At 44.7% G+C, this 24177-nt stretch carries 22 protein-coding genes; 16 read left to right on the top strand and 6 right to left on the bottom strand.

From position 1 onward, the window contains the following. Positions 1 to 57: 57 nt before the first annotated feature. The 6 genes from rpmE to TQ33_RS01700 all read right to left on the bottom strand — a co-directional run bounded on the left by rpmE (position 58) and on the right by TQ33_RS01700 (position 5857). On the bottom strand, positions 58 to 270 hold the full coding sequence (gene rpmE / locus TQ33_RS01725; RefSeq protein WP_046560534.1) for a 50S ribosomal protein L31: 213 nt from the start codon (positions 268 to 270) through the stop codon (positions 58 to 60). Between the two features lie 158 nt (positions 271 to 428). Next, on the bottom strand, positions 429 to 3083 hold the full coding sequence (locus TQ33_RS01720) for a carboxypeptidase-like regulatory domain-containing protein (RefSeq protein ID WP_046560533.1): 2655 nt from the start codon (positions 3081 to 3083) through the stop codon (positions 429 to 431). 8 nt (positions 3084 to 3091) lie between these two features. Continuing rightward, positions 3092 to 3943, bottom strand: a complete 852-nt coding sequence (locus TQ33_RS01715) for a fimbrial biogenesis chaperone (protein WP_046560532.1) — start codon at positions 3941 to 3943, stop codon at positions 3092 to 3094. A 21-nt stretch (positions 3944 to 3964) separates the two neighbouring features. Then, positions 3965 to 4528: a hypothetical protein gene (locus tag TQ33_RS01710; RefSeq protein WP_046560531.1), complete on the bottom strand. Its 564-nt coding sequence runs from the start codon at positions 4526 to 4528 to the stop codon at positions 3965 to 3967. A gap of 55 nt (positions 4529 to 4583) precedes the next feature. Continuing rightward, positions 4584 to 5129 (bottom strand): hypothetical protein, encoded by a 546-nt coding sequence (locus TQ33_RS01705; protein ID WP_046560530.1) that lies wholly within the window; start codon positions 5127 to 5129, stop codon positions 4584 to 4586. Positions 5130 to 5524: 395 nt separating this feature from the next. Next, the gene (locus TQ33_RS01700; protein WP_046560529.1) at positions 5525 to 5857 is read right to left on the bottom strand and encodes a hypothetical protein; all 333 of its coding nucleotides are present in this window, start codon (positions 5855 to 5857) and stop codon (positions 5525 to 5527) included. Positions 5858 to 6096: 239 nt separating this feature from the next. On the opposite strand from TQ33_RS01700, the gene TQ33_RS01695 reads away from it, so the two are divergent. From TQ33_RS01695 to TQ33_RS01620, 16 genes are all read left to right on the top strand, one after another. Continuing rightward, positions 6097 to 8307 carry a primosomal protein N' gene (locus TQ33_RS01695; protein ID WP_228640311.1) on the top strand — a complete coding sequence of 737 codons (2211 nt, stop codon included), beginning with the start codon at positions 6097 to 6099 and terminating at the stop codon, positions 8305 to 8307. Between the two features lie 160 nt (positions 8308 to 8467). Continuing rightward, entirely contained in the window at positions 8468 to 9058 is a 591-nt protein-coding gene (locus tag TQ33_RS01690) for an SPOR domain-containing protein (protein WP_046560528.1), read from the top strand. Positions 9059 to 9259: 201 nt separating this feature from the next. Further along, entirely contained in the window at positions 9260 to 9799 is a 540-nt protein-coding gene (gene hslV, locus TQ33_RS01685) for an ATP-dependent protease subunit HslV (protein ID WP_046560527.1), read from the top strand. Between the two features lie 46 nt (positions 9800 to 9845). Then, the gene (gene hslU / locus TQ33_RS01680; RefSeq protein ID WP_046560526.1) at positions 9846 to 11186 is read left to right on the top strand and encodes an ATP-dependent protease ATPase subunit HslU; all 1341 of its coding nucleotides are present in this window, start codon (positions 9846 to 9848) and stop codon (positions 11184 to 11186) included. 447 nt (positions 11187 to 11633) lie between these two features. Next, positions 11634 to 13529 carry a S8 family peptidase gene (locus TQ33_RS01675; RefSeq protein ID WP_046560525.1) on the top strand — a complete coding sequence of 632 codons (1896 nt, stop codon included), beginning with the start codon at positions 11634 to 11636 and terminating at the stop codon, positions 13527 to 13529. 405 nt (positions 13530 to 13934) lie between these two features. Beyond that, entirely contained in the window at positions 13935 to 15992 is a 2058-nt protein-coding gene (locus TQ33_RS12045; protein WP_046560524.1) for a S8 family peptidase, read from the top strand. A 477-nt stretch (positions 15993 to 16469) separates the two neighbouring features. Next, positions 16470 to 18326, top strand: a complete 1857-nt coding sequence (locus tag TQ33_RS01665) for a S8 family peptidase (RefSeq protein WP_046560523.1) — start codon at positions 16470 to 16472, stop codon at positions 18324 to 18326. A gap of 148 nt (positions 18327 to 18474) precedes the next feature. Then, complete coding sequence (locus TQ33_RS01660; RefSeq protein WP_046560522.1) at positions 18475 to 18873, top strand: gamma-butyrobetaine hydroxylase-like domain-containing protein; 399 nt, start codon at positions 18475 to 18477, stop codon at positions 18871 to 18873. 15 nt (positions 18874 to 18888) lie between these two features. Then, a complete protein-coding gene (gene ubiE / locus TQ33_RS01655) occupies positions 18889 to 19653 on the top strand; it encodes a bifunctional demethylmenaquinone methyltransferase/2-methoxy-6-polyprenyl-1,4-benzoquinol methylase UbiE (RefSeq protein WP_046560521.1) in 765 nt (254 codons plus the stop codon). Beyond that, entirely contained in the window at positions 19653 to 20273 is a 621-nt protein-coding gene (locus TQ33_RS01650; protein ID WP_046560520.1) for a ubiquinone biosynthesis accessory factor UbiJ, read from the top strand. The genes ubiE and TQ33_RS01650 overlap by 1 nt, the downstream gene beginning before the upstream one ends. Then, a complete protein-coding gene (ubiB, locus tag TQ33_RS01645; RefSeq protein WP_046560519.1) occupies positions 20274 to 21926 on the top strand; it encodes a ubiquinone biosynthesis regulatory protein kinase UbiB in 1653 nt (550 codons plus the stop codon). A gap of 27 nt (positions 21927 to 21953) precedes the next feature. Beyond that, complete coding sequence (locus tag TQ33_RS01640; protein ID WP_046560518.1) at positions 21954 to 22292, top strand: histidine triad nucleotide-binding protein; 339 nt, start codon at positions 21954 to 21956, stop codon at positions 22290 to 22292. A 28-nt stretch (positions 22293 to 22320) separates the two neighbouring features. Beyond that, positions 22321 to 22569: a twin-arginine translocase TatA/TatE family subunit gene (gene tatA / locus TQ33_RS01635; protein ID WP_046560517.1), complete on the top strand. Its 249-nt coding sequence runs from the start codon at positions 22321 to 22323 to the stop codon at positions 22567 to 22569. Positions 22570 to 22588: 19 nt separating this feature from the next. Further along, positions 22589 to 22948 carry a Sec-independent protein translocase protein TatB gene (gene tatB / locus TQ33_RS01630; protein ID WP_046560516.1) on the top strand — a complete coding sequence of 120 codons (360 nt, stop codon included), beginning with the start codon at positions 22589 to 22591 and terminating at the stop codon, positions 22946 to 22948. 5 nt (positions 22949 to 22953) lie between these two features. Beyond that, the gene (gene tatC, locus TQ33_RS01625; RefSeq protein WP_046560515.1) at positions 22954 to 23736 is read left to right on the top strand and encodes a twin-arginine translocase subunit TatC; all 783 of its coding nucleotides are present in this window, start codon (positions 22954 to 22956) and stop codon (positions 23734 to 23736) included. Beyond that, positions 23708 to 24169, top strand: a complete 462-nt coding sequence (locus tag TQ33_RS01620; RefSeq protein WP_052735159.1) for a DUF4442 domain-containing protein — start codon at positions 23708 to 23710, stop codon at positions 24167 to 24169. Before tatC ends, TQ33_RS01620 begins: the two co-directional genes overlap by 29 nt. Positions 24170 to 24177 lie beyond the last annotated feature (8 nt).

Below are 24177 nucleotides of genomic sequence, written 5' to 3'. Positions count from 1 at the left end.
AAGCACCTCGGAAGGTGCTTTTTTATTACGACTCTTTCTGCAAGAGTTACGGAGCAATTACTTATTAAGTGTACGGCTACCGAAACGCTTACGGAAACGATCAACACGACCGCCTGAATCAACCATTTTCTGCTTACCAGTATAGAATGGGTGACATTCAGAACATACATCCAAGCTGATGTCAGAACCTGCTGAACCAACTTCGATGACGTTACCACAACTACAAGTTGCTTTGATCGCTTTGTATTCTGGGTGGATACCTTCTTTCATAATTCATCTCTCTTCATTGGAGTCGCCATTTGGGCTATAGCCTCACTTCACCAAAAGCCAGCTACGCCAAACACCACTCAAATATTTAGGAAGCGCGATTGTACGCGCCATTAAGGCTAAGATCAAGCCATAGCCCACTGAAACACTGCCGACATGCTTTACTGTACTGGGATAGATAAATCCACATCAAACAGAAAATCACCGTCAATGTCGAACTCTCGCTGCGATATTACCCGGTCTTTATTATCAAGCACTTCGAGCTTATAGTTTCCATTAGTCAGGTTATCCACTCGGAAATAGCCAAATTGGTCGGTGTAGGTCTGCATCATAACCTCACCATCACTGTTTTTCAGCAAGACCTTCTGCTCAAGAGCTGGGTTACCCTGAGTATCAGTAACTTGCCCAGCAGCACTGTATTTCGCTTGCATGTCGAAATCTATCCGTGTCACCGATGAAGCAGCCACTTCAACCACATAACTCTTTGTATCAGGCACCAACTCAATCGGCAGAAACTCACCATCCAGCGATACACGGTGCACACCTGGCGTGACCTTGTCTAGATAGAAGGTACAGCCTTGTACAGGCACCTTGTAGTTCGCGCCATTAATAAGGACGCTGACATGCTCTAAATCGCAAGCCTCATTTCCTGTATTCAAAGTTCCTGCGATCGTGCCCTGCGTATTGTAACTATTGCGGTGAGTCGCAGGTACAAACTGGTCACCAGCGACAGCAAAATCCATAGAAACTCGCGCAAACGCTGAAAAGCCGCCATCATATTGTGGGTCTGCATCTCTAAGTCGCAAATCTAAATACACACCAGACATCAGCTGTGTGCGGTATTCCGCAAATAATCCCGTGCCGTATTCATTAGAATGATTCAGTTCAAACCTGAACCGGTCATAACTGGTCCAGTCATTTGGCTGCCAATAAAACCCCGTTGCCGATTCAATAATGGTATTTTCATAGTCCCTGCCTTCAATCGTGTCTTGATACATGCGCCCCGACATATAGCCTTGGTAATTTTCATTAAAGTTATGATCGAAGCGGAGGGTTTGCTCATCAGGCTTGTGTGTCACACGAAAGCGGGAATCAAAACTGGGGCGATAATACAATTCTGTACGGTAAGCGCCATCGAAATCAGGTCGCATCGCTAGCGAGAAGTTATTGGTGGGGCTATAGAAGACACCTGGTTTTACGAAGCTTACTTTTTCCTCAGGCGTGTCTTCCCGGTCTTGATAACGCCCTATTAGCTCCAAACGTAAACTTGCGTCTGGGGTGTAATAAAAATAACCGTTAGCCGTTGTTGAGTCACCATCATCCTGCTCAAAAAAGCCAGCTTCTTGCTCTCTCACAAAGGCTGTCATGCGCCAGTTTTCGCCACTACCATCGAGCTCAAGCTGTTGAGTATTAGCGTTATTTCGCCATGAGGCACGGTAAGCACCAACAAAGTGGCTGCCCAGTGACGATGCTATTCCGGCAGTTTTGGTATCAATTTCATCCAGTAAATACCCAGCCTCTACTGTTGTTTCGTCGGTTAAGCCGTATCGATATAGAAACATCCCAGCTTCGCCTTGATCTTCAAAGTCAGGATCGAGCCAGTTACCTTTTTTACCAAACGCAGCGCTAGTTACCATCTGTCCCTTACTTAATAAACTGTCGGAGCTAACTCTAGTTTTATTTTGTCGCTCTAACTCGGTACGGCTTACGGCATCAATAATCACCACTTCAAGCTCGTTATAAAGACCAGACTCTGAGCGTACCTCTCCAAAATCATAGGTGCCATCTAGACGCACAAACGTTTCGCCAATGAGCTGATTATTAACATACAATTGAGCAATGGTTCCGGCTTCGGCCGTCCCTCGAATTGTCTGAACCGAAGAGCCTAACTCTCGAAAAAATCGAGACTGGCTGATGTCTTGATACGGATCGTAAGGGATGTCTTGGTTACTATAAAAGTACTGTGCGCCAGTAATGGTGACTGTTGGGGACACCACTGAAGGGCTTACTGTTTGCTTACCAAGCAGCCATTGTGAGCGCTCACTTCGGCTTAACCAAAAGTACTCATCAAGTCTCCAATCATCCCCAGCGTTTTTCTCCGCCTCCAGCAACCAGGAGCCACCCCATGCAGCGCCACTTCCAACTACTTCACTGCGCTCTCTATTGGGCTCGAAGTCGAGTGGCCCGCCACTTTTTTCCGCATAGACTTCATGCGACAAACGGAATTGGCGAAGACTAAACGTATCAGGGTGATACTCAACTACCGGCTCATGTCCCGCCCTTTCTACAGGACGAGTAGTTTCACGAGACCAAGGTGGCAAAAAGGTTAAAGCATATTTGGTTGGATCGAAGCGCCCATTCACTTTTAGGTATTCATTTAAAGTGTCTAACCCCATCCATAACTCACCATCAATTTTATAAGCGTGGCGCATCGAAATATCGACATCAACACCTGGCACACTGACGGTTATGATTCCTTGGTTAACCTGATAGCTAGCACCAATAACTGGAAAGACTTGGTCAATTGGGATTAAGTAGTCTTGTTCGGATTTAACGATATCTAAAGCGATTAATTCCTTACCGCGGACTTCTAACCCCACTAGAATTCTTTCGTAACCTAAAGAAGTATTAGAGCTCGAAGCGCTAGCTTCCCAAGAGTTTTGAAATAAGGAACTATCGAGTTGGCGTGGGCTATGGTAAGCCAGATACTCGGATTCAGAATCAAAATTTTCACGAGGTGCAGGCTTAGAATGAGCCAACATTGGCTGCACCAGTAAAGCGATCCCTAATACGTTATAAATCCCTAAACGCAGCATAACGACAATTACTTATCTTGCTGAATATAATAGACTTTTTCGAATAAAGTCCCAGCAACGTCGAACTTTACAGCTAGAGCATACTGACTGGGTAAGGCCTTCTTAATATCGTCTTTTAAGGTAATAGCTGCTTCTACCTTTCGACGCTCACCGGCGAACACAGGCTTCGACGATATTTTTCCACTCGCGAATGGTTTATCACCTTTCACTTCACCGTTTTCACCATTCAGCCGCTGCAAAATCTCTTGCTCAGTTGCTTCTTCGGCGTCCACGATCATATAAAAACCTTCAGGGCGAACGTAAGCATTGCCACTACTGGTAATGTCGAAGTGAAAAGTGTGGTTCTCTTTGTTGAAGGACATGCTATGAACCGTCGCTTCACGCTTCACATCCCCAAAAAAGGCATAAACAGGAACGCCAACATTGAATAGGACATTAACGCCCTTCGCTTCTTCTGCACGTAGCTGTTTAAAAAATACCATGGCTCGGTGTTCGCCATCTTCTGGCTTAGCTTTTGGGCGCACCGCCATGCGAACGGTTTGTTGTCCTTTCGCCGGAATGGTCAAGCGAACAGGGTTAATGATCAACCACTGATCCAGACTCTGTGGCGTCGGGGGTAAAGCCCGATAATTATTATCTTCATCAAAATCCCAGTTTTGCACTGACACTTCAACCTGCATGGGTTTCGAGCCTAAATTCAATACCGTCACGCTTTTAGTCGCGTTCACCTCATCTGGCTGCAGCACAACTCTAGAAGGTGAAATAGCTAACTGTGGCTTTAGCCCTGACTGAGCAACAACAATGGTGTTACTTGATAATACGACTAATAAAACGAAATAAAATCTAATTGTTCGATACATTTATCGAGTCACCTTACCCTGCTATGGGCATAAAGATGGATTTGATGTGTTATTTTCATGGAGCGTCACCGTCAAGTTAGCCTGGTAATCACCAGATTCGCTAGCACTGGACAAATCTAAAGTCAGCTCGACATAACCTCTCGCTCTAGTGATATACCCTTGACCATTTCTTTTATAGGAAACATTAGTATCCACATTAACAACATCCATACAAGAGTTACTACTCGAGCAAATTTTCATTGGCCCATTCACAGAGTTAAACTGATAATCTCCCACAATAGCTCCACGAAGATCGTCCTTTTTCGTAGCTTTCATCTCCCACACCCAATCTACGCTTTCTGCAATAACAGTCCCGCTTGCTACCGAGTCCACATCAAATTGAATATCAAGATCGACCTTACTTGCGACGATCACTCCTCTTTCCACAGAGTTTAAGGCAAAAGAGTGGTCGGACGCGCCACCAGCAATACCCGACACCTCCGAGCGTGTCACGGTATCGCTAAAATCATTTGCTTTACAGCGTATCTTAGCACTAGCTTGTTGACTCGCTATGAAAATCATACCAACAAAAAAAGCCGAACACATAAGGCTCGGCTTTTTCCGTAAACTTATCATCACTCTTCTCGATAATCGGATGAGATTATGAGCCAGTTACAGTGATGGTGTAGTTTGCTTCAAGCAAACCATCATCTAAATCGCTAGATGTTAGGTCAACGTCAAAGGATACATCACCAGTTGTCGCTGCCATTGAAGGCGTGCCACTGGCTGGAGAAATATCAAGGTTCGATACCGCTGATTCGCTACCATTATCTGCAACCGATGCATTAAAAGTACCATAACCTAACGCACGAACAGCCCAACTGTTTTGGATGTTAATGCTAGCTGTTGTTCCAGTCGCTGAAAGATCCGAGTCAATATCTAAATCTACCGCACCTGAAGCGATTGAACCTGACTCTGCCGCTGTAATGGCTGAAGAACAATCTTCAGAAGTACAGTTAGAGTCTAGTAACGCTGCAAACTCACCAGCAGCAAAGTCTAGATCGATGTCAGTGTAGGCGTATAAGATCAAAACGTCAGGAATTGTGACATCTACATCAACGTCTAATGTGGCAGCTTGTGAAGAAGTTGCAGTGATAAAACCTGTAGCTAACCCAGCTACAAGTACAGATTTTTTCAAGAAATTCATATTTATTCCCCTTTGGATAAAATGCGCTGTGGGCAACGGATGCGAACTGTATCACACATTTTGGTTAGATTATAAGTCAAATCTGCATTAAATGCTCATTTTTTAACCTTTTTTTGCATTAATATGACTCAGAACACAATAGATCAACAACTTATAGAATTATCTGATATAAATTCCGGTAACTGTAAACAATTCAGCAATGCATTACAAGGTAGCAACTGTATAAATTTTCGACAGTTGATGACAATTTTTGTCACTTTTGCATCATAAGGCAGGTTAAAAGAGGCTGGGAAAGAGGCTTAAAGACGATACTTAATTCTTCTTTGCATAAAAAAAGCGGCATAAAGCCGCTTAAGGTTACTGTTTATTATTACTATTATAAGTCGTTATTCTTATTAATCTTTGCTCATCTCAAACAGAGCTTTAATGGCAACAATTAACGTCGCAGCTCCCACCATATAACCAATATTGTGCATGATTGAGCCAATGATTGTGCCTAGGCCAGCAAAACTATTAAGCGCCTGCTCTAATGGGTAAATAGCCGTAGAAGCCATTAAAAACGCGATGCAAGCGATCAAGAAACCTTTTGTTTCACTGCCTGCGACATTCAGCAAACCTACCACTAAGCCAATGACCACTAACAATAATGGAAACCAGCTAACATTGATAAATCCACCAATTACGGCTACAGCCAAGCCCGCTAAAAACGCTATACTACCTATTTTCATACCACTCCCCCCTTCTCATTTAAAATTCGTATACCACTCAATATTAGAATATCTTGTGCTTATAATTGTTATTCATTAGTAAATCTTGTAGGCATACAGTATCAGATTTTTTTACAACAACAAGTCTGACCAGATGAGATTGGTAAGATCCTAGTAAAGCTTTAACTAATACTAGCTATTGATCGCCGATCAATTTACAGTTGCCAATCACGCTAATAGCTCCTAACCTTTAGCAATCAATGAGCCAAACGAAGCATATGTATCAGCAACCTGTAGCGAGACTGGCAGTACCGACACCGCTAAGAAGAACATTTGATTACCTATACCGTGGCCATGCTCCAGCTGTTGGCAGCCGTGTTGAAGTTCCGTTTGGTCGACAATCGTTAGTGGCAACGGTCTTATCTCTCGCTGACAAAACCTCTATCGACCCTAAGAAACTTAAGTATATAAAGAACACTATAGATAGTGAGTGCATACTTCCGGCAGAGCTTTTCAAGCTTATTAAGTTTGCAGCCAGCTATTACCAATACCCGATAGGCGAAGTATTTTCGGCCTGCCTTCCTACGCTATTAAATAAAGGCCAAGCAGCAGAACTTGAACCAGAGTGGCAATGGAGTTTGACGCCACAGGGGCGCGAAGCCATCCCTAAACTTCGTCAAAATGCCGTTAAGCAACAACAACTATTCCAGCTTTGCCTCGATTGCGACGGGGTACTAACTGAGGCACAGTTGGCCAACCATGATTTCATTCCCTCCTACCTCAAAACTTTTGAGGATAAAGGCTGGTTGATTAAAAGCGCTTATGAAGCCACCTCTATTTACGAGCCGAGTGCTGCTTATGACAGTAACTTAGAACTCAATGAGGAACAGCAATTTGCGATTGATGCTATAGAACCGCATCTCGACACTTTTAAGGGCTTCCTTATTGATGGGGTGACCGGTAGCGGTAAAACCGAAGTTTATATGCAGCTGATTCAGCAGGTACTATCGAGTCACAAACAAGTATTGATGTTAGTACCTGAAATCGGGCTGACGCCACAAACAGTGAAGCGCATCGAACGTCGCTTCAATGTCCCCATCGCCATGTTGCACTCTGGGTTGACCGATAAACAACGCTTAAATATTTGGCTCAAAGCTAGGGAAGGTAAGCTCTCCATCATTATTGGCACTCGCTCAGCTTTGTTCACCCCTTTAGCCAACCCTGGTTTAATCATTGTCGATGAAGAACACGACCTCTCCTATAAGCAGCAAGAAGGATTTCGTTATTCCGCGCGCGATCTGGCTTTAGTGCGGGCTCAATATGAGCAGACGCCCATTATTCTGGGTAGTGCCACCCCCTCAATGGAATCGCTATACAATGTACAACAAGGAAAACTTGAGTTAGTTCGCTTAACCAAACGCGCGGGTGACGCCAAACCTCCACACATAAAGGTATTAGACGTTCGTCAACGTCATCTCAACCATGGCTTATCGCAACCATTAATCGACAATATGCGTCGACACCTTGAGCAAAATCAACAGTGTATGGTTTTTCTCAACCGCCGCGGTTTTGCGCCAACCTTAATGTGCCATGAGTGTGGCTGGATCGCAGACTGTCAGCGCTGTGATCGTCACATGACCTATCATCAAAAATTCAAACGCCTTCACTGCCACCATTGCGACAAGCAAGTCTTTACCCCAAAGCGTTGCCCAGAGTGCCAATCACCGCAATTAAACCCGGTCGGCTTAGGTACAGAACGTTTGGAAGAAGCTTTAACCGAGCTTTTCCCGGATAAAACGGTTGCCCGCATTGATCGAGACAGTACTCGACGCAAAGATTCGATGCAAAACTTTGTTCAAGCGATTAAAAATAATGACATTGATATTCTTATCGGCACCCAGATGTTGGCTAAAGGACATCATTTCCCAAAGCTTTCTTTGGTTGGCGTGGTCGATACCGATGGTTGCTTATTCAGCGCAGATTTCCGAGCCACCGAACGCACGGCGCAACTGTTAACTCAAGTCGCTGGGCGAGCCGGACGTTCAAAGGATATTAAAGGTGAGGTCGTGATTCAATCACACCACCCCGATCACCCACTATTGGTCAACCTGTTTACTCAAGATTACCAGACCTTAAGTCAAAAAGTCCTTGAAGAGCGACAACAAGCGCAATTACCGCCTTACGCAGCAATGGCAATTTTTCGGGCCGAAGCTAATAATTTAGAGATGCCTATGACGTTTTTGAATGAAGTCAAACAACAGCTTGGGCATAGCGGGCTAACGGTGTACGGCCCCTTCCCTGCGCCGATGCCGAAGCGAGCTGGCAAAATGCGAGCACAACTAATGGTGCAGCACACTGAACGTAAAGCGCTACAAAATGCCTTAACGCCAATCAGCCCAACCTTGGAACAGCTCACAAGCGCCCGCAAAGTTCGTTGGTCCATCGATGTCGACCCACAGGAAGTGTTTTAGGTATGAAGTCCTTTCTAGCTCACATTTTTACGGTTAATTAACACTTGTCGTTGGACTTCCTAATAACAAGGCTTAAAATACCACACAAAGTCTGCATGGCCACTAGCTGTATCTTTAGTTGCCCATTGATAACATTATTTCTTACCCTTAGAGCTAAACAATGACCAAAGACTACGCCAAGCGTAAGCGTCCCAAAAGAAAAAATAATACGCGTACTCCAAAGAACACGGCGTCTAGAAAGCCCCTGTCCCCAATTTTGGTTTTCATTGGCGGGATATTGATTACCTTACTGGTCGTGTTTCTGTGGGCAGTTATTAAAAAGCCTGATGTACTCAAAGAGTTAGTCACCACTGAAGAAATCTCCACCAAAAAAACCACTGAGGCAGGTACCTCCGAGCAAAGCAACAGCTCCCAGCAGCAAAACACTAAGCCTAAGGTAAGCGATTCAAATGATGGTACTGAGTTTACATACCACGAAACTCTGACCAATAAAAAGGTCGATGTAGAAGTGACTAAGCCGGAAGTGACTAACAGCAACAAAAGCTACATTATGCAGTGCGGCGCCTTTAAACAGTTGGCAGATGCTGAACGCATGAAGGCTGAACTCGCCTTTATCGGCTTTCAAGCCACTATTTTAAGCAAAGGCGAATGGCATCGAGTGCGCCTAGGCCCATACCAAAGTAAGCGTAATGCCGAGAGCGATCGCCATAAACTGCAAAACAATAATTACCAAACTTGCCAGATTTGGTAGTTGCCGGTGACTGGAAGCACTCACGAACCTGACTTTCAGTCACTCTAAGATTCTGCTCATTATAAGCACGGGATCTTTTCACATCATATTTGGTAACATTTCTGTGCCACCTCCATAGCTTTTTCCTGTGTATTTTCCTTGAATTCATTAGCTTAGCCCCCATTTAGCTGAGTAACGAAGAACAAAACTCCGGAGCTGATTTTGGAACAATATCGTGGAACCACCATTTTATCGGTGCGTCGCAATGGAAAGGTCGTCATCGGTGGCGACGGTCAGGTTTCTTTAGGCAATACCATCATGAAAGGTAATGCTCGCAAAGTTCGCCGCCTGTATAACGATCAAGTTATTGCCGGTTTCGCTGGCGGTACAGCTGATGCCTTTACGCTTTTCGAACGCTTTGAAGCCAAGCTAGAATCTCATGGCGGTAAGTTGATGCGCGCAGCCGTAGAACTCGCCAAAGACTGGCGTACCGACCGCGCCTTGCGCAAGTTAGAAGCCCTTCTTGCGGTAGCAGATAAAGAGCACTCATTGGTCATCACTGGTAACGGTGATGTGATTCAACCAGAAGATGACTTGATCGCTATTGGTTCAGGTGGTGCGTTTGCTCAATCCGCGGCGAAAGCCTTAATGCAGAAAACTGAGTTGGATGCTCGCGAGATTGTCGAAACAGGCTTAACCATAGCCGGTGATATTTGTATTTATACCAATCACAATCAAACCATCGAGCAATTAGAATACTAGATTCTCGCCTTGCGGGAATGACAAAGATAAGTTAAGAGAATTAATTATGTCTATGACACCACGTGAAATTGTCCACGAACTCGACAAACACATTATTGGTCAGAGCGGCGCTAAACGCTCTGTCGCCATTGCACTACGTAACCGCTGGCGCCGAATGCAGGTTGACGAAAGCTTGCGTAACGAAATAACGCCGAAAAATATTTTAATGATTGGTCCTACGGGTGTGGGTAAAACTGAGATTGCCCGTCGCTTGGCTAAACTCGCCAACGCACCTTTTATTAAAATTGAAGCCACTAAGTTCACTGAAGTTGGTTATGTCGGCCGTGATGTAGAATCCATCATCCGCGATCTCGTCGATGCTGCTTTTAAGATGTTGCGCGAGCAGGAAATGGCGAAAGTCGAAAATCGTGCCCAAGATGCTGCAGAAGATAAAATTTTAGACGCCTTATTACCGCCTGCTCGTAAATCATCTGACTCTCCTTGGGATCAAGAAGATGCACCAAAAGCAGAAGACTCTTCAGCGCGCCAAGTTTTCCGAAAAAAATTGCGTCAGGGCGAACTTGACGATAAAGAGATTGAAATTGACGTTGCTCAAATGTCTATTGGCGTCGACATTATGGCACCTCCTGGTATGGAAGATATGACGAGCCAACTTCAATCCATGTTCCAAAACATGGGGCCAAGCAAAAGCAAGAAGCGTAAAGTCAAAGTTAAAGACGCCATGAAGATGCTGACGGAAGAAGAAGCGGCAAAAATGGTGGATCAAGAAGAACTCAAGATTAAAGCGGTTGAAACTGTTGAACAGCACGGTATCGTTTTCTTAGATGAGATTGATAAAGTGACCAAACGTAGTGATAGCCAAGAAGGTGGCGTCTCTCGTGAAGGTGTTCAGCGAGATCTATTGCCACTGGTTGAAGGTTGTACCGTCAATACCAAATACGGCATGATCAAAACTGACCATATCTTGTTTATTGCTTCGGGTGCTTTCCACCTCTCTAAGCCTTCGGACTTAATACCAGAGCTTCAAGGCCGTTTACCAATTCGAGTTGAGTTACGAGCCCTGACTCCTGAGGACTTCAAGCGCATTCTGACCGAGCCAGACGCCGCTTTAACCAAGCAATACCAAGCGTTATTGGCCACTGAAGGCAAGCAGATTGAGTTTACTGAAGATGGTATCGAAAAGATTGCTGAGTATTCTTTCCAAGTGAATGAAAGTACTGAAAATATCGGCGCTCGACGTTTGCATACCGTTATGGAACGCTTATTGGATGAAGTTTCTTTCGAAGCAAGTGAAACTGATGAAAAGCTAACGATCGATGCAGCTTATGTCAGTAAACAATTATCTGAATTGGCGGATGATGAAGATTTGAGTCGCTTTATTCTTTAATAAAGCACTTGGTCTTAACCTACCCCCCCTCAATAAAGTCGGCAATTGCCGGCTTTATTGTTTTAATAACAATACTCTAGAGACTCCCCCTATAAAAATGCATTTTTATCTGAAAAGTAAACGATTCTCATTATATATTCAGATAAAATATTTCATATAAGCACCACCTATCAGGCCTAGCTCACAAAAAACTACCTTCTTTAGATCGTTTAGTTATATCACCCTTTCCTATATCAAATCATGCAAGGAAAGCCAATCCCTTAACCTCAAAGGCCTACATAGTCATTTTTGCATTAAAAAGTGATGCATTTACCAATCTAATCATCTGACCAGTTATCTATAATTTATTTGATTATTTAAGATTTATCTTTTAGTTTTTTACTGGCTTTTGTTAACTTATAGACAAAAAGCATTACAAATAAACTTATAGTAATAAGGGGTAACATTATGAAACTGAATAAAGTAGTCGCGGGGGTAGTATTAGCGACTGGTACTGTTGGTGCATACGCAGGCCAGTTTAAAACTGCTCCTATTTCATCAAACGCTGTAGCGAATCAATACATTGTTGTATTGAAGGATGACGCGGTAGCAGAGAGTGAAGGAATTTTCAGTTCACAAGCAAATGCAAAGGCTGTGCAAATGCTTACTGACAATCTAAGCTTGCGCTATAAAGCTCGAGTAACTCGTAATTTTAAGTCTGTGCTTAAGGGTGGCGTATTCACTATGTCTAAGAGCCAAGCTCAATTACTGGCTAAAGACCCTCGTGTAAAGCTGGTTGAGCAAGATCAAAGAGTTTCAATCGCTGCAACGCAAAGCAACCCGACTTGGGGCTTAGACCGTATAGATCAACGCGAATTACCTCTAGATAACAATTACATATACAGCACAGATGCATCAAATGTAAACGCTTACATCATTGATAGTGGCGTCACAGATCATAGCGACTTTGGAGGTCGGCTCAACGGTGGTTATGATTTTGTTGATAACGATAATGACCCGCGTGACTGTAATGGGCACGGTACTCACGTCGCAGGTACGGTTGGTAGCGAAACCTATGGCGTAGCCAAAAATGTAAACTTGATTGGGATTCGCGTACTTGATTGCCGAGGCGAAGGTAGCTGGTCAGGTATTATCTCGGGCATGGACTGGGTTGCGGAAAATCATACTAAGCCAGCGGTAGCTAACATGAGCCTTGGTGGCGGTTTCATGAGTTCAATTAACGAAGCAACTCAAGCTTTGACGGATGCTGGCGTGATTGTTGTTGCTGCAGGAGGTAATGACGGGAAAGATGCTTGTGATTATTCACCAGCCAGCACACCTAGCGCAATTACTGTTGGCTCTACAGACGATAATGACGCTCGCTCTATTTTCAATTCTTCGGCTAGTTCAAACTACGGTTCTTGCCTTGATATTTTCGCTCCAGGCTCTGACATTTTATCAACACGCAACAATGGCGGTACTCAGACCATGAGCGGCACTTCCATGGCAGCACCCCATGTTGCTGGTATCGCAGCGCTCTACTTGGCTGACAACCCAAATGCATCGGTAAACGAAGTAACGCAAGCGATTCTTGATGCCGCGACACCTAACCTTATTAGTGACGCAAAATCTGGTTCGCCGAACTTATTAGCTTACAGTTTCTTCGATGGTTCAAATCCTGATCCGGATCCAGATCCTGATCCAGAGCCAGAACCAGGTAATGAGTTACAAGATGGCGTTGCGGTTGATTTATCAGGTGCTCAAGACTCTCAAAAGGAGTTCACTTTCGACGTTCCAGCTGATGCTTCATCAGTAGACTTCCAGATGTCAGGTGGCTCAGGTGACGCCGACATGTACGTTAAATTCGGTAGCGCTCCAACTATGAATAGCTACGACTGTCGTCCATACCGCAATGGTAATAACGAGTCATGCGACTTCAATGCCCAAGAAGGTACCTACTATGTGATGGTTCACGGCTACTCTAGCTACTCTAACGCAAGCCTAGTTGCTAACCATGATGGCGGCGACACCAAACCAGATCCAGATCCGAATCCAGGTGAAGGCGGTGAAGAAACGGTTAACAACATCTCAGGTAACTCAGGTCAATGGAACCACTATTACGTCGATATTCCAGCAGGCATGAGCTCGTTAAGTGCGACGTTAAGTGGTGGTACTGGTAATGCTGACCTATACATCCGTCGTGGCAGTCAGCCGACTCGATACAACTATGACTGTGTTTCATTCAACTGGGGCAATAACGAAAGTTGCTCTGTACAAAGCCCAGCGGTCGATCGCTATTACATCAGCGTCTTCGGTTCGTGGGGCTCGTACTCTGGCGCAACACTACACGTTGTGTGGGAATAAGGAACCCTTAGTGCCATCTTATTTTGATGGACTACAATCTTGACTGACCTTCGGGTCAGTCCTTTTTCAAAATATATGGAAATAAACCAAACAACTAGAGTGGGGAGAATCATCATAATTGATGATTCCATTTAGCCGACCTTCGGGTCGGCTTTTTTTATTCATACCTAGCATCCACCCAGTGTATTTACATGTTGCTCTGAACTCTCCCACTTCATAGAGCTCTGCCCATTTTGTATCAGTTTGTACAAAACTGACACCGTTCAAGCTTTGGTAATGGGTAATGCGCTTTGGCATTATATAATTTGTTTAATGTGTCAGATTTTTATACAGTCGCCAGGTTGCTAGAACCATTACATCTATTAGAGAAGAAGCAACACTACATTTATAATTTTGAGGTAATCTATGAAACTAACAAAGGTAGTCACAGGGGTATTACTTGCAACAGGCGCGGCTAGCGCTGTAGCAATGGCTCCTAACCAAATGGCTAGTGCAAAAACATCAAATACTATGCTGGTAGAAAATCAGCAAGTGGAATACGGCGCTGGCCTAATTGTTAAATACAAGGATTCCGAACAGTTCCAAACGCAGGCAAGCGCAAAATCAATGAAAAGCATTAGCAACGTGGTCGGCGCAAACGCCAAGCACCATCGTTTTAATGCTTTTGGCTCACAAGTTCTTAAGTTCGACACGCCGAAGAGCGTTGCAGCACTTGAGCAGATGGCCAACAAGCTAAGTGCACGTTCAGATATAGAGTTCGTTGAAGTCGATCGCTACATGCATCCTTTAGCGACAGCAAACGATACGCATTATGGCGTTCAGTGGCACTACACAGACCCAACGGCCGGTATTAACCTTGAATCAGCTTGGGATACCACTCAAGGACAAGGCGTTACAGTTGCTGTACTGGATACTGGTTATACAAATCATGAAGACTTAGCAGCTAACTTAGTTGGTGGATATGACTTCGTCTCTAACTCAACCAATGCTCGCGATGGTAATGGCCGTGACTCAGACGCATTAGACGAAGGCGACTGGGCTGCAGCTGGTGAGTGTTACTCAGGTAGCCCTGCGAGCAACTCTAGCTGGCACGGTACTCACGTTTCAGGCACAATCGCTGCGGTCACCAATAACAATAAAGGTGTTGCTGGTGTTGCCTATGGCTCAAAAGTGGTCCCTATTCGTGTTCTAGCGAAATGTGGTGGTACCACATCAGACATCGCTGACGCGATTGTGTGGGCTGCCGGTGGTAGTGTTTCCGGTGTTCCATCAAATCCAAATCCAGCACAAGTTATTAACATGAGTCTTGGTGGCCAAGGTTCTTGTTCATCAACAACTCAAAACGCGATTAACTCAGCTCGCGCTAACGGTGCGGTAATCGTTGTAGCTTCTGGTAACTCTAACGACAATGTTTCTGGTTATAACCCAGGCAACTGTAATGGCGTTATCAGCGTTGCGGCAACAAACAACCAAGCGGATCGTGCCAGCTACTCAAACTACGGCTCGTTAATTGATATCGCAGCACCAGGTGGTGAAGGCGGTTCTGGCGGTGTTGCTTCGACCATGAATTCTGGTACAACAACTCGCTCTACTGACAGCTACGTTTATAACGCAGGCACCTCTATGGCTGCCCCACATGTTGCAGGCGTTGCAGCATTGATGTATGCCGTAAACTCAAGCTTAACTCCTGATGAAGTTGAATCTAAAATCAAGAGTTCGGCAAAACCTTTTCCTGCAGGTTCAAGTTGTAGCACTTCGAACTGTGGTGACGGCATGCTAGATGCGGCAGCAGCTGTTACAGCAGCACAAGGCGGCACAACGCCACCACCAAGCGGTAACGAGCTTGAAAATGGTGTTGCTGAATCAATCTCAGGTGCACAAGGCTCTGAAACTGACTTTACTTTCGTGGTTCCTTCAGACGCAAGCTCTGTAGACTTCGTCATGTCAGGTGGCTCGGGTGATGCTGACTTGTATGTTAAGTTCGGTAGCGCACCAACCACATCAAGCTACGACTGCCGTCCATACAAAAGTGGTAACTCTGAGTCGTGTAACTTTACAGCTCAGGCAGGAACCTACTATGTCATGGTACGTGGTTACAACAGCTACTCAGGTGCGAGCTTAACGGCAACTCACAACGGTGGTGGCTCTAACCCTCCAGTAGCTGGCGGTGACGAAACGATCAGTAACATCTCAGCAAGTACAGGTCAGTGGAAACACTACACGCTTGACGTTCCAGCTGGAATGAGCAGCTTAACCGCAACAATTAGCGGTGGTTCAGGTGATGCCGATCTATACGTTCGTCGTGGCGCACAACCGACAACGTCTAGCTATGACTGCCGTCCATATAAAAACGGTAACAACGAAACCTGTAACATTTCTAACCCAGCGCAAGACACGTACCACATCAGCTTACGTGCCTATAGCACATTCTCTGGTGTTAACTTGAATGTTGTTTGGGAATAGCAGCAAGACCTCATCATATTTGATTGATTCAATAATGATGACACAGCCGGCTTTCGAGCCGGCTTTTTTATGCGTTAGCCTAAAACAAACGTTACCTCTGGCCCAAACAACGTATTCCAAGCATAAATATAACTAATCGCTATATTGATAAAACGCCTTATCTCATAGCGGTAAAATCCCTTTTCTAAGATATTTCTTTCGCCACTCAGGTTTTTCATCAAAAAGTGGAAATCAACAACTTACATTTCTTGACACTTCAACCTCTTATTTTAAAAGACTTTGAACTAGTAGTACTCACTTACATCCTAAGAATTTGCTTTTGTATCGCAATGTACAAAAGTGATAAATCTCAAGATTTACTAATCAAAAGCGCCTTTTCGCATAAATTAGTTTGTTTTAACAAGTCAATTTTTATACAGTCCAAGTGCTCTTATAAAAAGAGTAATAAAAAATTAACACTAAGGGGTTAAAAAAACTATGAAACTAACTAAAGTAGTCACAGGGGTACTACTTGCGACTGGAGCTATCGGCGTTCAAGCTGGTGAGTTCAAAACAGCGCAAGTACCTTCTAATGCTATCAAAGGACAATACATCGTTGTTCTTAAAGATGACGTTGTTCAAGAGAACGAAGGTCTATTCGCTTCTCAAGCAAACCTAAAAGCGGTCCAAATGGTTAACGACCAGCTTTCTAACAAATACCAAGCACGCGTTACTCGTACTTATAAAGCAGTACTGAAAGGCGGTGTTTATCAGATGTCTGAAGCGCAAGCACAAAAACTTGCTCAAGACCCAAGCGTTGAGATCGTTGAAGAAGACCAAATGATGTCTATCAACGCGACTCAAAACAACGCGACTTGGGGTATCGACCGTACGGATCAACGCGATCTACCTTTAAGCGGTACATACACATATAACACGACAGCATCTAACGTAAACGCTTACATTATCGATACAGGTATCCTAAACAGCCACAGCGAATTCGGTGGACGTTCAGTAAGCGGTATCGATACTGTTGATAACGACAACGATGCAACAGACTGTAATGGTCACGGTACTCACGTAGCGGGTACAGTAGGTGGTAGCACTTACGGTATCGCTAAGAACGTTAACCTTATCGGTGTGCGTGTACTAAGCTGTAGCGGTAGTGGTTCAAACTCTGGTGTTATCGCAGGTATGGACTGGGTTGCTGACAACCACGTTAAGCCAGCAGTCGCTAACATGAGCTTAGGTGGCGGTGCTTCAAGCACAACTGACGCAGCCGTTCAACGCTTAACAGACGCAGGTGTTACAACAGTTGTAGCCGCTGGTAACGATAACTCAAACGCTTGTAACTACTCTCCAGCTCGTGCAGCTAGCGCGATCACTGTAGGTTCTACAACGTCAAGTGATTCACGTTCAAGCTTCTCAAACTACGGTAACTGTCTAGACATCTACGCTCCAGGTTCAAGCATTACTTCTGCTTGGCACACTGGCGGTACTAACACAATTAGTGGTACCTCTATGGCAGCGCCACACGTTGCAGGTGTTGCAGCACTATACTTAGCTGACAATCCGAATGCTTCAGTAAGTCAAGTCACTCAAGCGATTACTGACGCAGCAACTCCTGGTAAAGTAAGCGATGCTAAGTCTGGTTCTCCAAACTTGTTACTATATAGCTTCTTCGACGGTTCAAACCCAGATCCAGATCCAGAGCCAGAACCAGGTAATGAGCTTGAAAATGGCGTATCTGTTTCTTTCTCAGGCGCACAAGGTTCTGAAACTGACTTCACTTTCACAGTACCGTCAGGCGCATCTAATGTTAGCTTTGACATGAGCGGTGGCTCAGGTGATGCGGACCTATACGTTAAGTTCGGTAGCGCACCAACGACTTCAAGCTACGACTGCCGTCCATATAAAAACGGTAACTCCGAGTCTTGTAACTTTAGCGCACAAGCAGGCACTTACTATGTGATGGTTCGCGGTTACACTAGCTACTCTAATGTTAACCTAGTTGCTAGCCATGACGGTGGAAGCACAGAACCACCTCCTAGCGAAGGCGGTAGTGCAACTATCGAAAACATCTCTGCTAACTCTGGTGAATGGCAGCATTACTACCTAGACGTTCCAGCAGGCATGAGCTCACTAAACGCTACAATCACAGGCGGTTCTGGTGATGCGGACTTATACGTACGTCGCGGCTCTCAGCCAACGACTTCTGCGTATGACTGCCGTCCATACAAGTGGGGCAACGAAGAGACGTGTAACATCTCTAACCCTGCGGAAGACCGCTACTACATCAGCTTACGTGCTTATCAGACGTTCTCTGGTGTAACACTAAACGTTGTTTGGGAATAATTTCCACGCGTTAGTTCATCTTAACTATAGATGATGAAAAGCCGGCCCTAGGGTCGGCTTTTTTATGTTCGCCCTTCCTAACTATTTATGTTTCAACACCCATCTCTGATACAATTGATCCAACGTTAATAACCGTTAATCAAACGTCATGAGCGAAGCTCCAAGCGCCATCAAGCTTCACCAGAAATCAAGGCAACTTGAGGTCTGTTTTTCTGGGAACACTTTCCTGCTACCCTATGAATACCTGCGAGTTTTTTCGCCTTCTGCTGAAGTTCGAGGTCATGGCAACCAAGAGCTGACTCTGGTCGGTGGCAAAAAAAACATTACCGTGACAGACGTTGAGCCTGTTGGACAGTACGCAATCAGGCTCAGTTTTGATGACGGACACGACAGCGGACTGTATACTTGGCAAACACTGTATGAACTTGGGCGTGATTATGCCGATAACTGGGCAATCTACCTCAAGCGATTAGAAGCCGCCGGGCTGCATCGCTCATCGGATACCAGTGTCGGAGTTTTTGATCCTAACGCTCACGAGAAACACTAATAAAGAATTAAAGTCATGACACAAGAAGACAACAAGCACGACAGCACAACTCACTTTGGCTACCAGACTGTTGCTAAAGAAGAAAAAGCCGCAAAAGTTGCCGAGGTATTTCACTCGGTAGCCGGCAAATACGACGTCATGAACGACCTCATGTCCTTTGGCGTGCATCGACTATGGAAGCGCTATACCATCGAGCGCGCGGCTGCTCGTAGTGGACAGAAGATCCTTGATATCGCTGGTGGCACAGGAGATCTGACAGCTAAGTTCTCAAAAATTGTAGGCCCAATGGGCCAAGTAACCTTGGCTGATATTAACGACTCCATGATAAAAGTTGGTCGTGCCAAATTGATCGATTCTGGTGTGGTAGGTAACGTTGATTTTGTGCAGGCAAATGCCGAATGTTTACCTTTTCCAGACAACCACTTTGATCGCATTACTATTGCCTTTGGATTACGCAACGTCACTGAAAAAGACAAAGCTTTAAAATCCATGTACCGCATTTTGAAGCCAGGAGGGAAGTTACTGGTTCTTGAGTTTTCTAAGCCAGCGCTACCTTTATTGTCTAAGGTTTATGATATTTACTCTTTTTCTTTATTGCCCGCCATGGGGAAACTGGTTGCGAATGACTCTGAAAGCTACAAGTACCTTGCCGAATCTATTCGCATGCATCCCGATCAAGAAACGTTAAAAGGCATGATGGAAGACGCAGGCTTCGATGATGCCGAATACACTAACTTAACTGGCGGCGTCGTTGCGCTGCATATAGGAAAAAAGTTCTAATGCTGGTTGAGCTATTCGCCCCTACCGTCGAAAGTGTTATTAATAAAGTCATCAGTCTCGATCCTGAGGCCACTCGCCGTTTAGACAAGCTTAACCAAAAGATCATCGCCTTCCACTTTACTGATGTTGATCAAAAACTCTACTTCATCATTGATGAGCGCTACATTCTGATTAAGGCGGGGCTTGAAAAAGAATCCAACGCGGAACTGTCTGGCACCTTATTCTCTTTCTTCAACTTGGCCTCGGGTGATGATAGTGATCCTATTTTTAAAGGCGAAGTTCGGTTTGCCGGCGAAATCAGCACCGCACAAAACTTCCAAAAATTCTTTAACCAACTTGATATCGACTGGGAAGAACACTTATCTCACTACCTAGGGGATATCGCGGCTCATCAACTTTTTAAAGGCGGGCAAGCGCTTCTTAAATGGCTAAAGAGCAGCGAGCAAACCGCAAAGCAGAATGCCAGTGAATACCTTCGATTTGAGGCCAAAGCAGTACCCGCTTCTATCGAGTTAGAAAACTTCTATGATGATATCGCTGACTTAAAATCTGATGTCGATCGCTTGGCCATGCGTATTGAGCGACTTAAACAACAGTCCCAACAGGAGAAGGCGCACTAGATGAATACGATTAGACAATTACATCACGCGCTGAAAATCAATCGTACCTTAGTCCGCTATGGTCTTGATGAGTTTTTAACTCCAACACCGCTAGCGGTTTTACGTCCCGTAGCAAAGCTTTTCTCCTTCAGTTTTCACAAGTCTGCTCACGATAAATCTCGTGGCGAACGCTTGCGACTGGCTCTAACTGAACTTGGCCCTATTTATATCAAACTGGGGCAAATGCTATCGACTCGGCGCGACTTAGTACCACCAGACATTGCTGACGAGTTGGCTAGGTTGCAAGATCAGGTAGAGCCATTTTCCTCTGAAGAGGCTAAAAATGTTGTAGAGCAGCAGCTGGGATCGACACTAGACGCCGTGTTTAGTGACTTTAACACCACGCCGCTGGCCTCCGCTTCCATTGCACAAGTTCATGAAGCCACTTTAAAGACGGGTGAAGCAGTGGTTATTAAAGTCTTGCGCCCAAAGATTCGACAGAAAATTCGTCGTGACTTAAGCATGATGTATGAATTGGCTAGTTGGGCGGAGAAATACTCAAGCGAAGCTCGCCGACTACGCATTAAAGAAGTGGTTAAAGAGTATGACTCTACCTTAGAGCGTGAAATTGATCTGAGAATCGAAGCTGCTAACACTTCTCACTTACGACACAACTTCCAAGACTCTGAGCTGTTGTACGTTCCTAAAGTTTATTGGGACTATACGCGCAGCAAAGTCATGGTGGTAGAAAAGATTGCTGGTACGCCTATTGGCGACGTCAGACGCCTTAAAGATGAAGGCGTCAACATGAAGGAGCTGGCTGATCGCGGTGTCGAAATTTTCTTTACCCAAGTATTCCGCGATAGCTTCTTTCACGCTGATATGCATCCTGGAAACATTTTTGTTGATACAACTAATCCGGACAAACCACAATATATCGCGATTGATTGCGGCATCATGGGTACCTTGGATGAAGATGATAAACGCTACTTAGCGCACAACTTCCTCGCTTTCTTTGATCGCGATTATAAACGTATCGCTGAACTTCATGTTGAGTCAGGCTGGATTGATGAAGACGTTTCGATCCCTGAGTTTGAATCGGCCATACGTGCAGCTTGTGAACCTATTTTTGGCAAAGCGCTAGCAGAGATCTCCTTTGGTCACTTCTTAATCCAACTATTCCAAACTGCACGCCGTTTTAATATGCAAGTACAGCCTCAGCTGGTACTGCTACAGAAAACATTGCTTTACGTCGAAGGTTTAGGGCGTCAACTTTATCCAGAGCTCGATCTCTGGGAAACGGCACAACCTTACCTTAGGAAGTGGTTGCGAGACCAAATTGGCCCCAAAGCTATTTTCGAGGAAGTCAAAACTCAGCTACCCGACTGGTTGCATAAAGCCCCAAAAATCCCAGGGTTATTGTTTGATAATGTGCAAAAACTGGGCCAAGAATTAGAAAAATTTGATAGCCTCAAGCAAGAAATCACACAACTAGAGCAGTACAAGCTACGCCAGAGTGGCGCACAAAAGCACGCCATCATCGGTAGCGGCTTCGCTCTTTTAAGCGGCCTACTTTATCTAGGGATTCCAGATGACTGGGTTCCCAGCCTGATAGTTGGCGTTGTTGGGCTCGCCTTCTTGGTCAAAAGCTTGTGGCCGATTAAAGTAAAATGAATTTCTATCTAGGGAGTTATTTAAATAATGAGTGATTGCCTTTTCTGCAAAATCATTGATGGTGATATACCATCCGACAAAGTCTATGAAGACGACAAAATCTATGTTTTTAAGGATATTGCTCCTAAAACACCGGTGCACTTGCTGATGATTCCCAAGAAACATATCGCAAGCTTAGCCGACGTTGAAGACAGTGATCAGGAGCTTCTAGGTTACATGATGCGTAAAGTACCACAGATAGCGCATGATGCAGGATGCGAAAAAGGCTTCAGAACCGTGATTAATACAGGTGATGAAGGCGGGCAAGAAGTGTATCATATACACATCCATATTCTTGGTGGTGGCGGTAAGATGCCGTTTGCGTGAGCGCCAATTGACTTAAGTAGAGGTTCAAATGTTCAGTAAATTTGGTATGTGGGAATTAATCATCATTTTGGTGATTATCTTATTGTTGTTTGGCACAAAGAAATTACGCAATGCTGGTGGCGATGTTGGCGCAGCCTTCAAGAATTTCAAAAAAGCGTTTAAAGATGAAGATGACAAAAAAGAAGAAACCAGCCATCTTAATGATAACCGCGACAACACGACTCAAGATGCCAACTTTTCTGAGTCAAAAGACACTGATAGTAATAAAAAATCTTAACCCACTTCCTTAGTCGCCCATGCCTTTTGATATTGGTTTTGCAGAATTACTGTTAGTCATGATACTGGCCTTATTAGTGTTAGGGCCAGAACGATTGCCTAAGGCCATGCAAACTTTCGGACGCTGGGCAGGCAAAGCCAAGCGTACGGTCACCAATTTTAATCATCAGGTTAATCGCGAACTTGAACTCGACGAGATGAAGAAGAAGCTCGCCGAACACGAAGCGATGATTAAGCGTCAAGCTGAAGGAACGGATTTACAAAAGCTTCGTGACGAAGCTGAGAAAAAAATTCAAGCCGCTGAAGCCGCTAAGCAAAAAGCAGAGCAAGCGCTGAAAAGCAGCTCCAAGAATCTCGATGACTCAAACAAGCAGCGCTAATCCCTATGAGTGACTCTAACGCTAATGACATGCCATTGCTATCGCATCTGATCGAGTTACGCTCACGCCTACTTCGCTCAGTTCTAGTAATTGTTGTTATATTTGTCGGTTTAGCATTTTTCGCTAACGAACTTTATGAGTGGTTATCGAAACCACTCAAAGAAGCACTACCCGAAAGCTCAACCCTTATTGCCATTGATGTCACCGCACCCTTATTCGCGCCGTTCAAGTTAGCTTTTGTGATGGCTATATTTATCGCCATGCCCTTTGTGCTTCATCAAGCCTGGCTATTTATTTCTCCCGGACTTTATAAACATGAAAAAGGGTTTGCCGTCCCCTTATTAGTCAGTAGCATACTCCTATTCTATGCCGGCATCGCTTTCGCCTACTTCATTATTTTTCCAATCATCTTTAGCTTCCTGTCTAGTATTGGCCCCCAGGACGTTAACTATTTGCCTGATATTAATAGCGTACTGTCGATAGCTTTAAAACTGTTCTTCGCCTTTGGCCTCGCTTTTGAAATACCAATCGCCACTATGTTGCTGATCTGGTCTGGGCTTGTTAGCCATGAAAAGTTGTCTAATACGCGCCCTTACATGGTCGTCGGGATTTTTGTGTTCGCGATGCTACTAACACCCCCAGACATGATTTCACAGGTGTTACTGGCAATTCCCATGTGGATTCTCTTTGAGCTAGGGTTGATATTTGCGCGAGCATACTCACCAAAGAAAGCTAATACCCACAACAATAACGATACTGATGAAGACACTAAAACCCAAAACTCTTAAGCGCGTACTCAACTTATGGCCACCTCTTTGGGGCGCTGGTATCCGCGTCATCGAACTTGCGGAAGACTGGTCGTTTGCTAAAGCTCGTTTACGCAAATACTGGTTTAACCGTAATTACGTCAATACCCACTACGGTGGTTCACTGTTTTCCATGACTGACCCTTTTTACATGCTCCTACTTTTGCACAAGATGGGACGTGACTATGTGGTGTGGGACAAAAAAGCAGAAATTAAGTTTATTAAGCCTGGACGCAAAGATGTGTTTGCTGAGTTTAAAGTCAGTGAACAGCAGGTCAGTGACTTTAAAGAACAGCTACGCACTCAGGACAAAATCGAGCCCGTGTTTGAAGTTGATATCATGGATGCTGATGGCTTGCTCATAGCTAAAGTCTGGAAGACAATTCATATCTCTAAAAAACAAAAGGCAGCTTAAAGCTGCCT

This window comes from Kangiella geojedonensis (assembly GCF_000981765.1).
Taxonomy (GTDB): domain Bacteria; phylum Pseudomonadota; class Gammaproteobacteria; order Enterobacterales; family Kangiellaceae; genus Kangiella; species Kangiella geojedonensis.
This window is presented reverse-complemented; position numbering and strand designations above follow the sequence as displayed.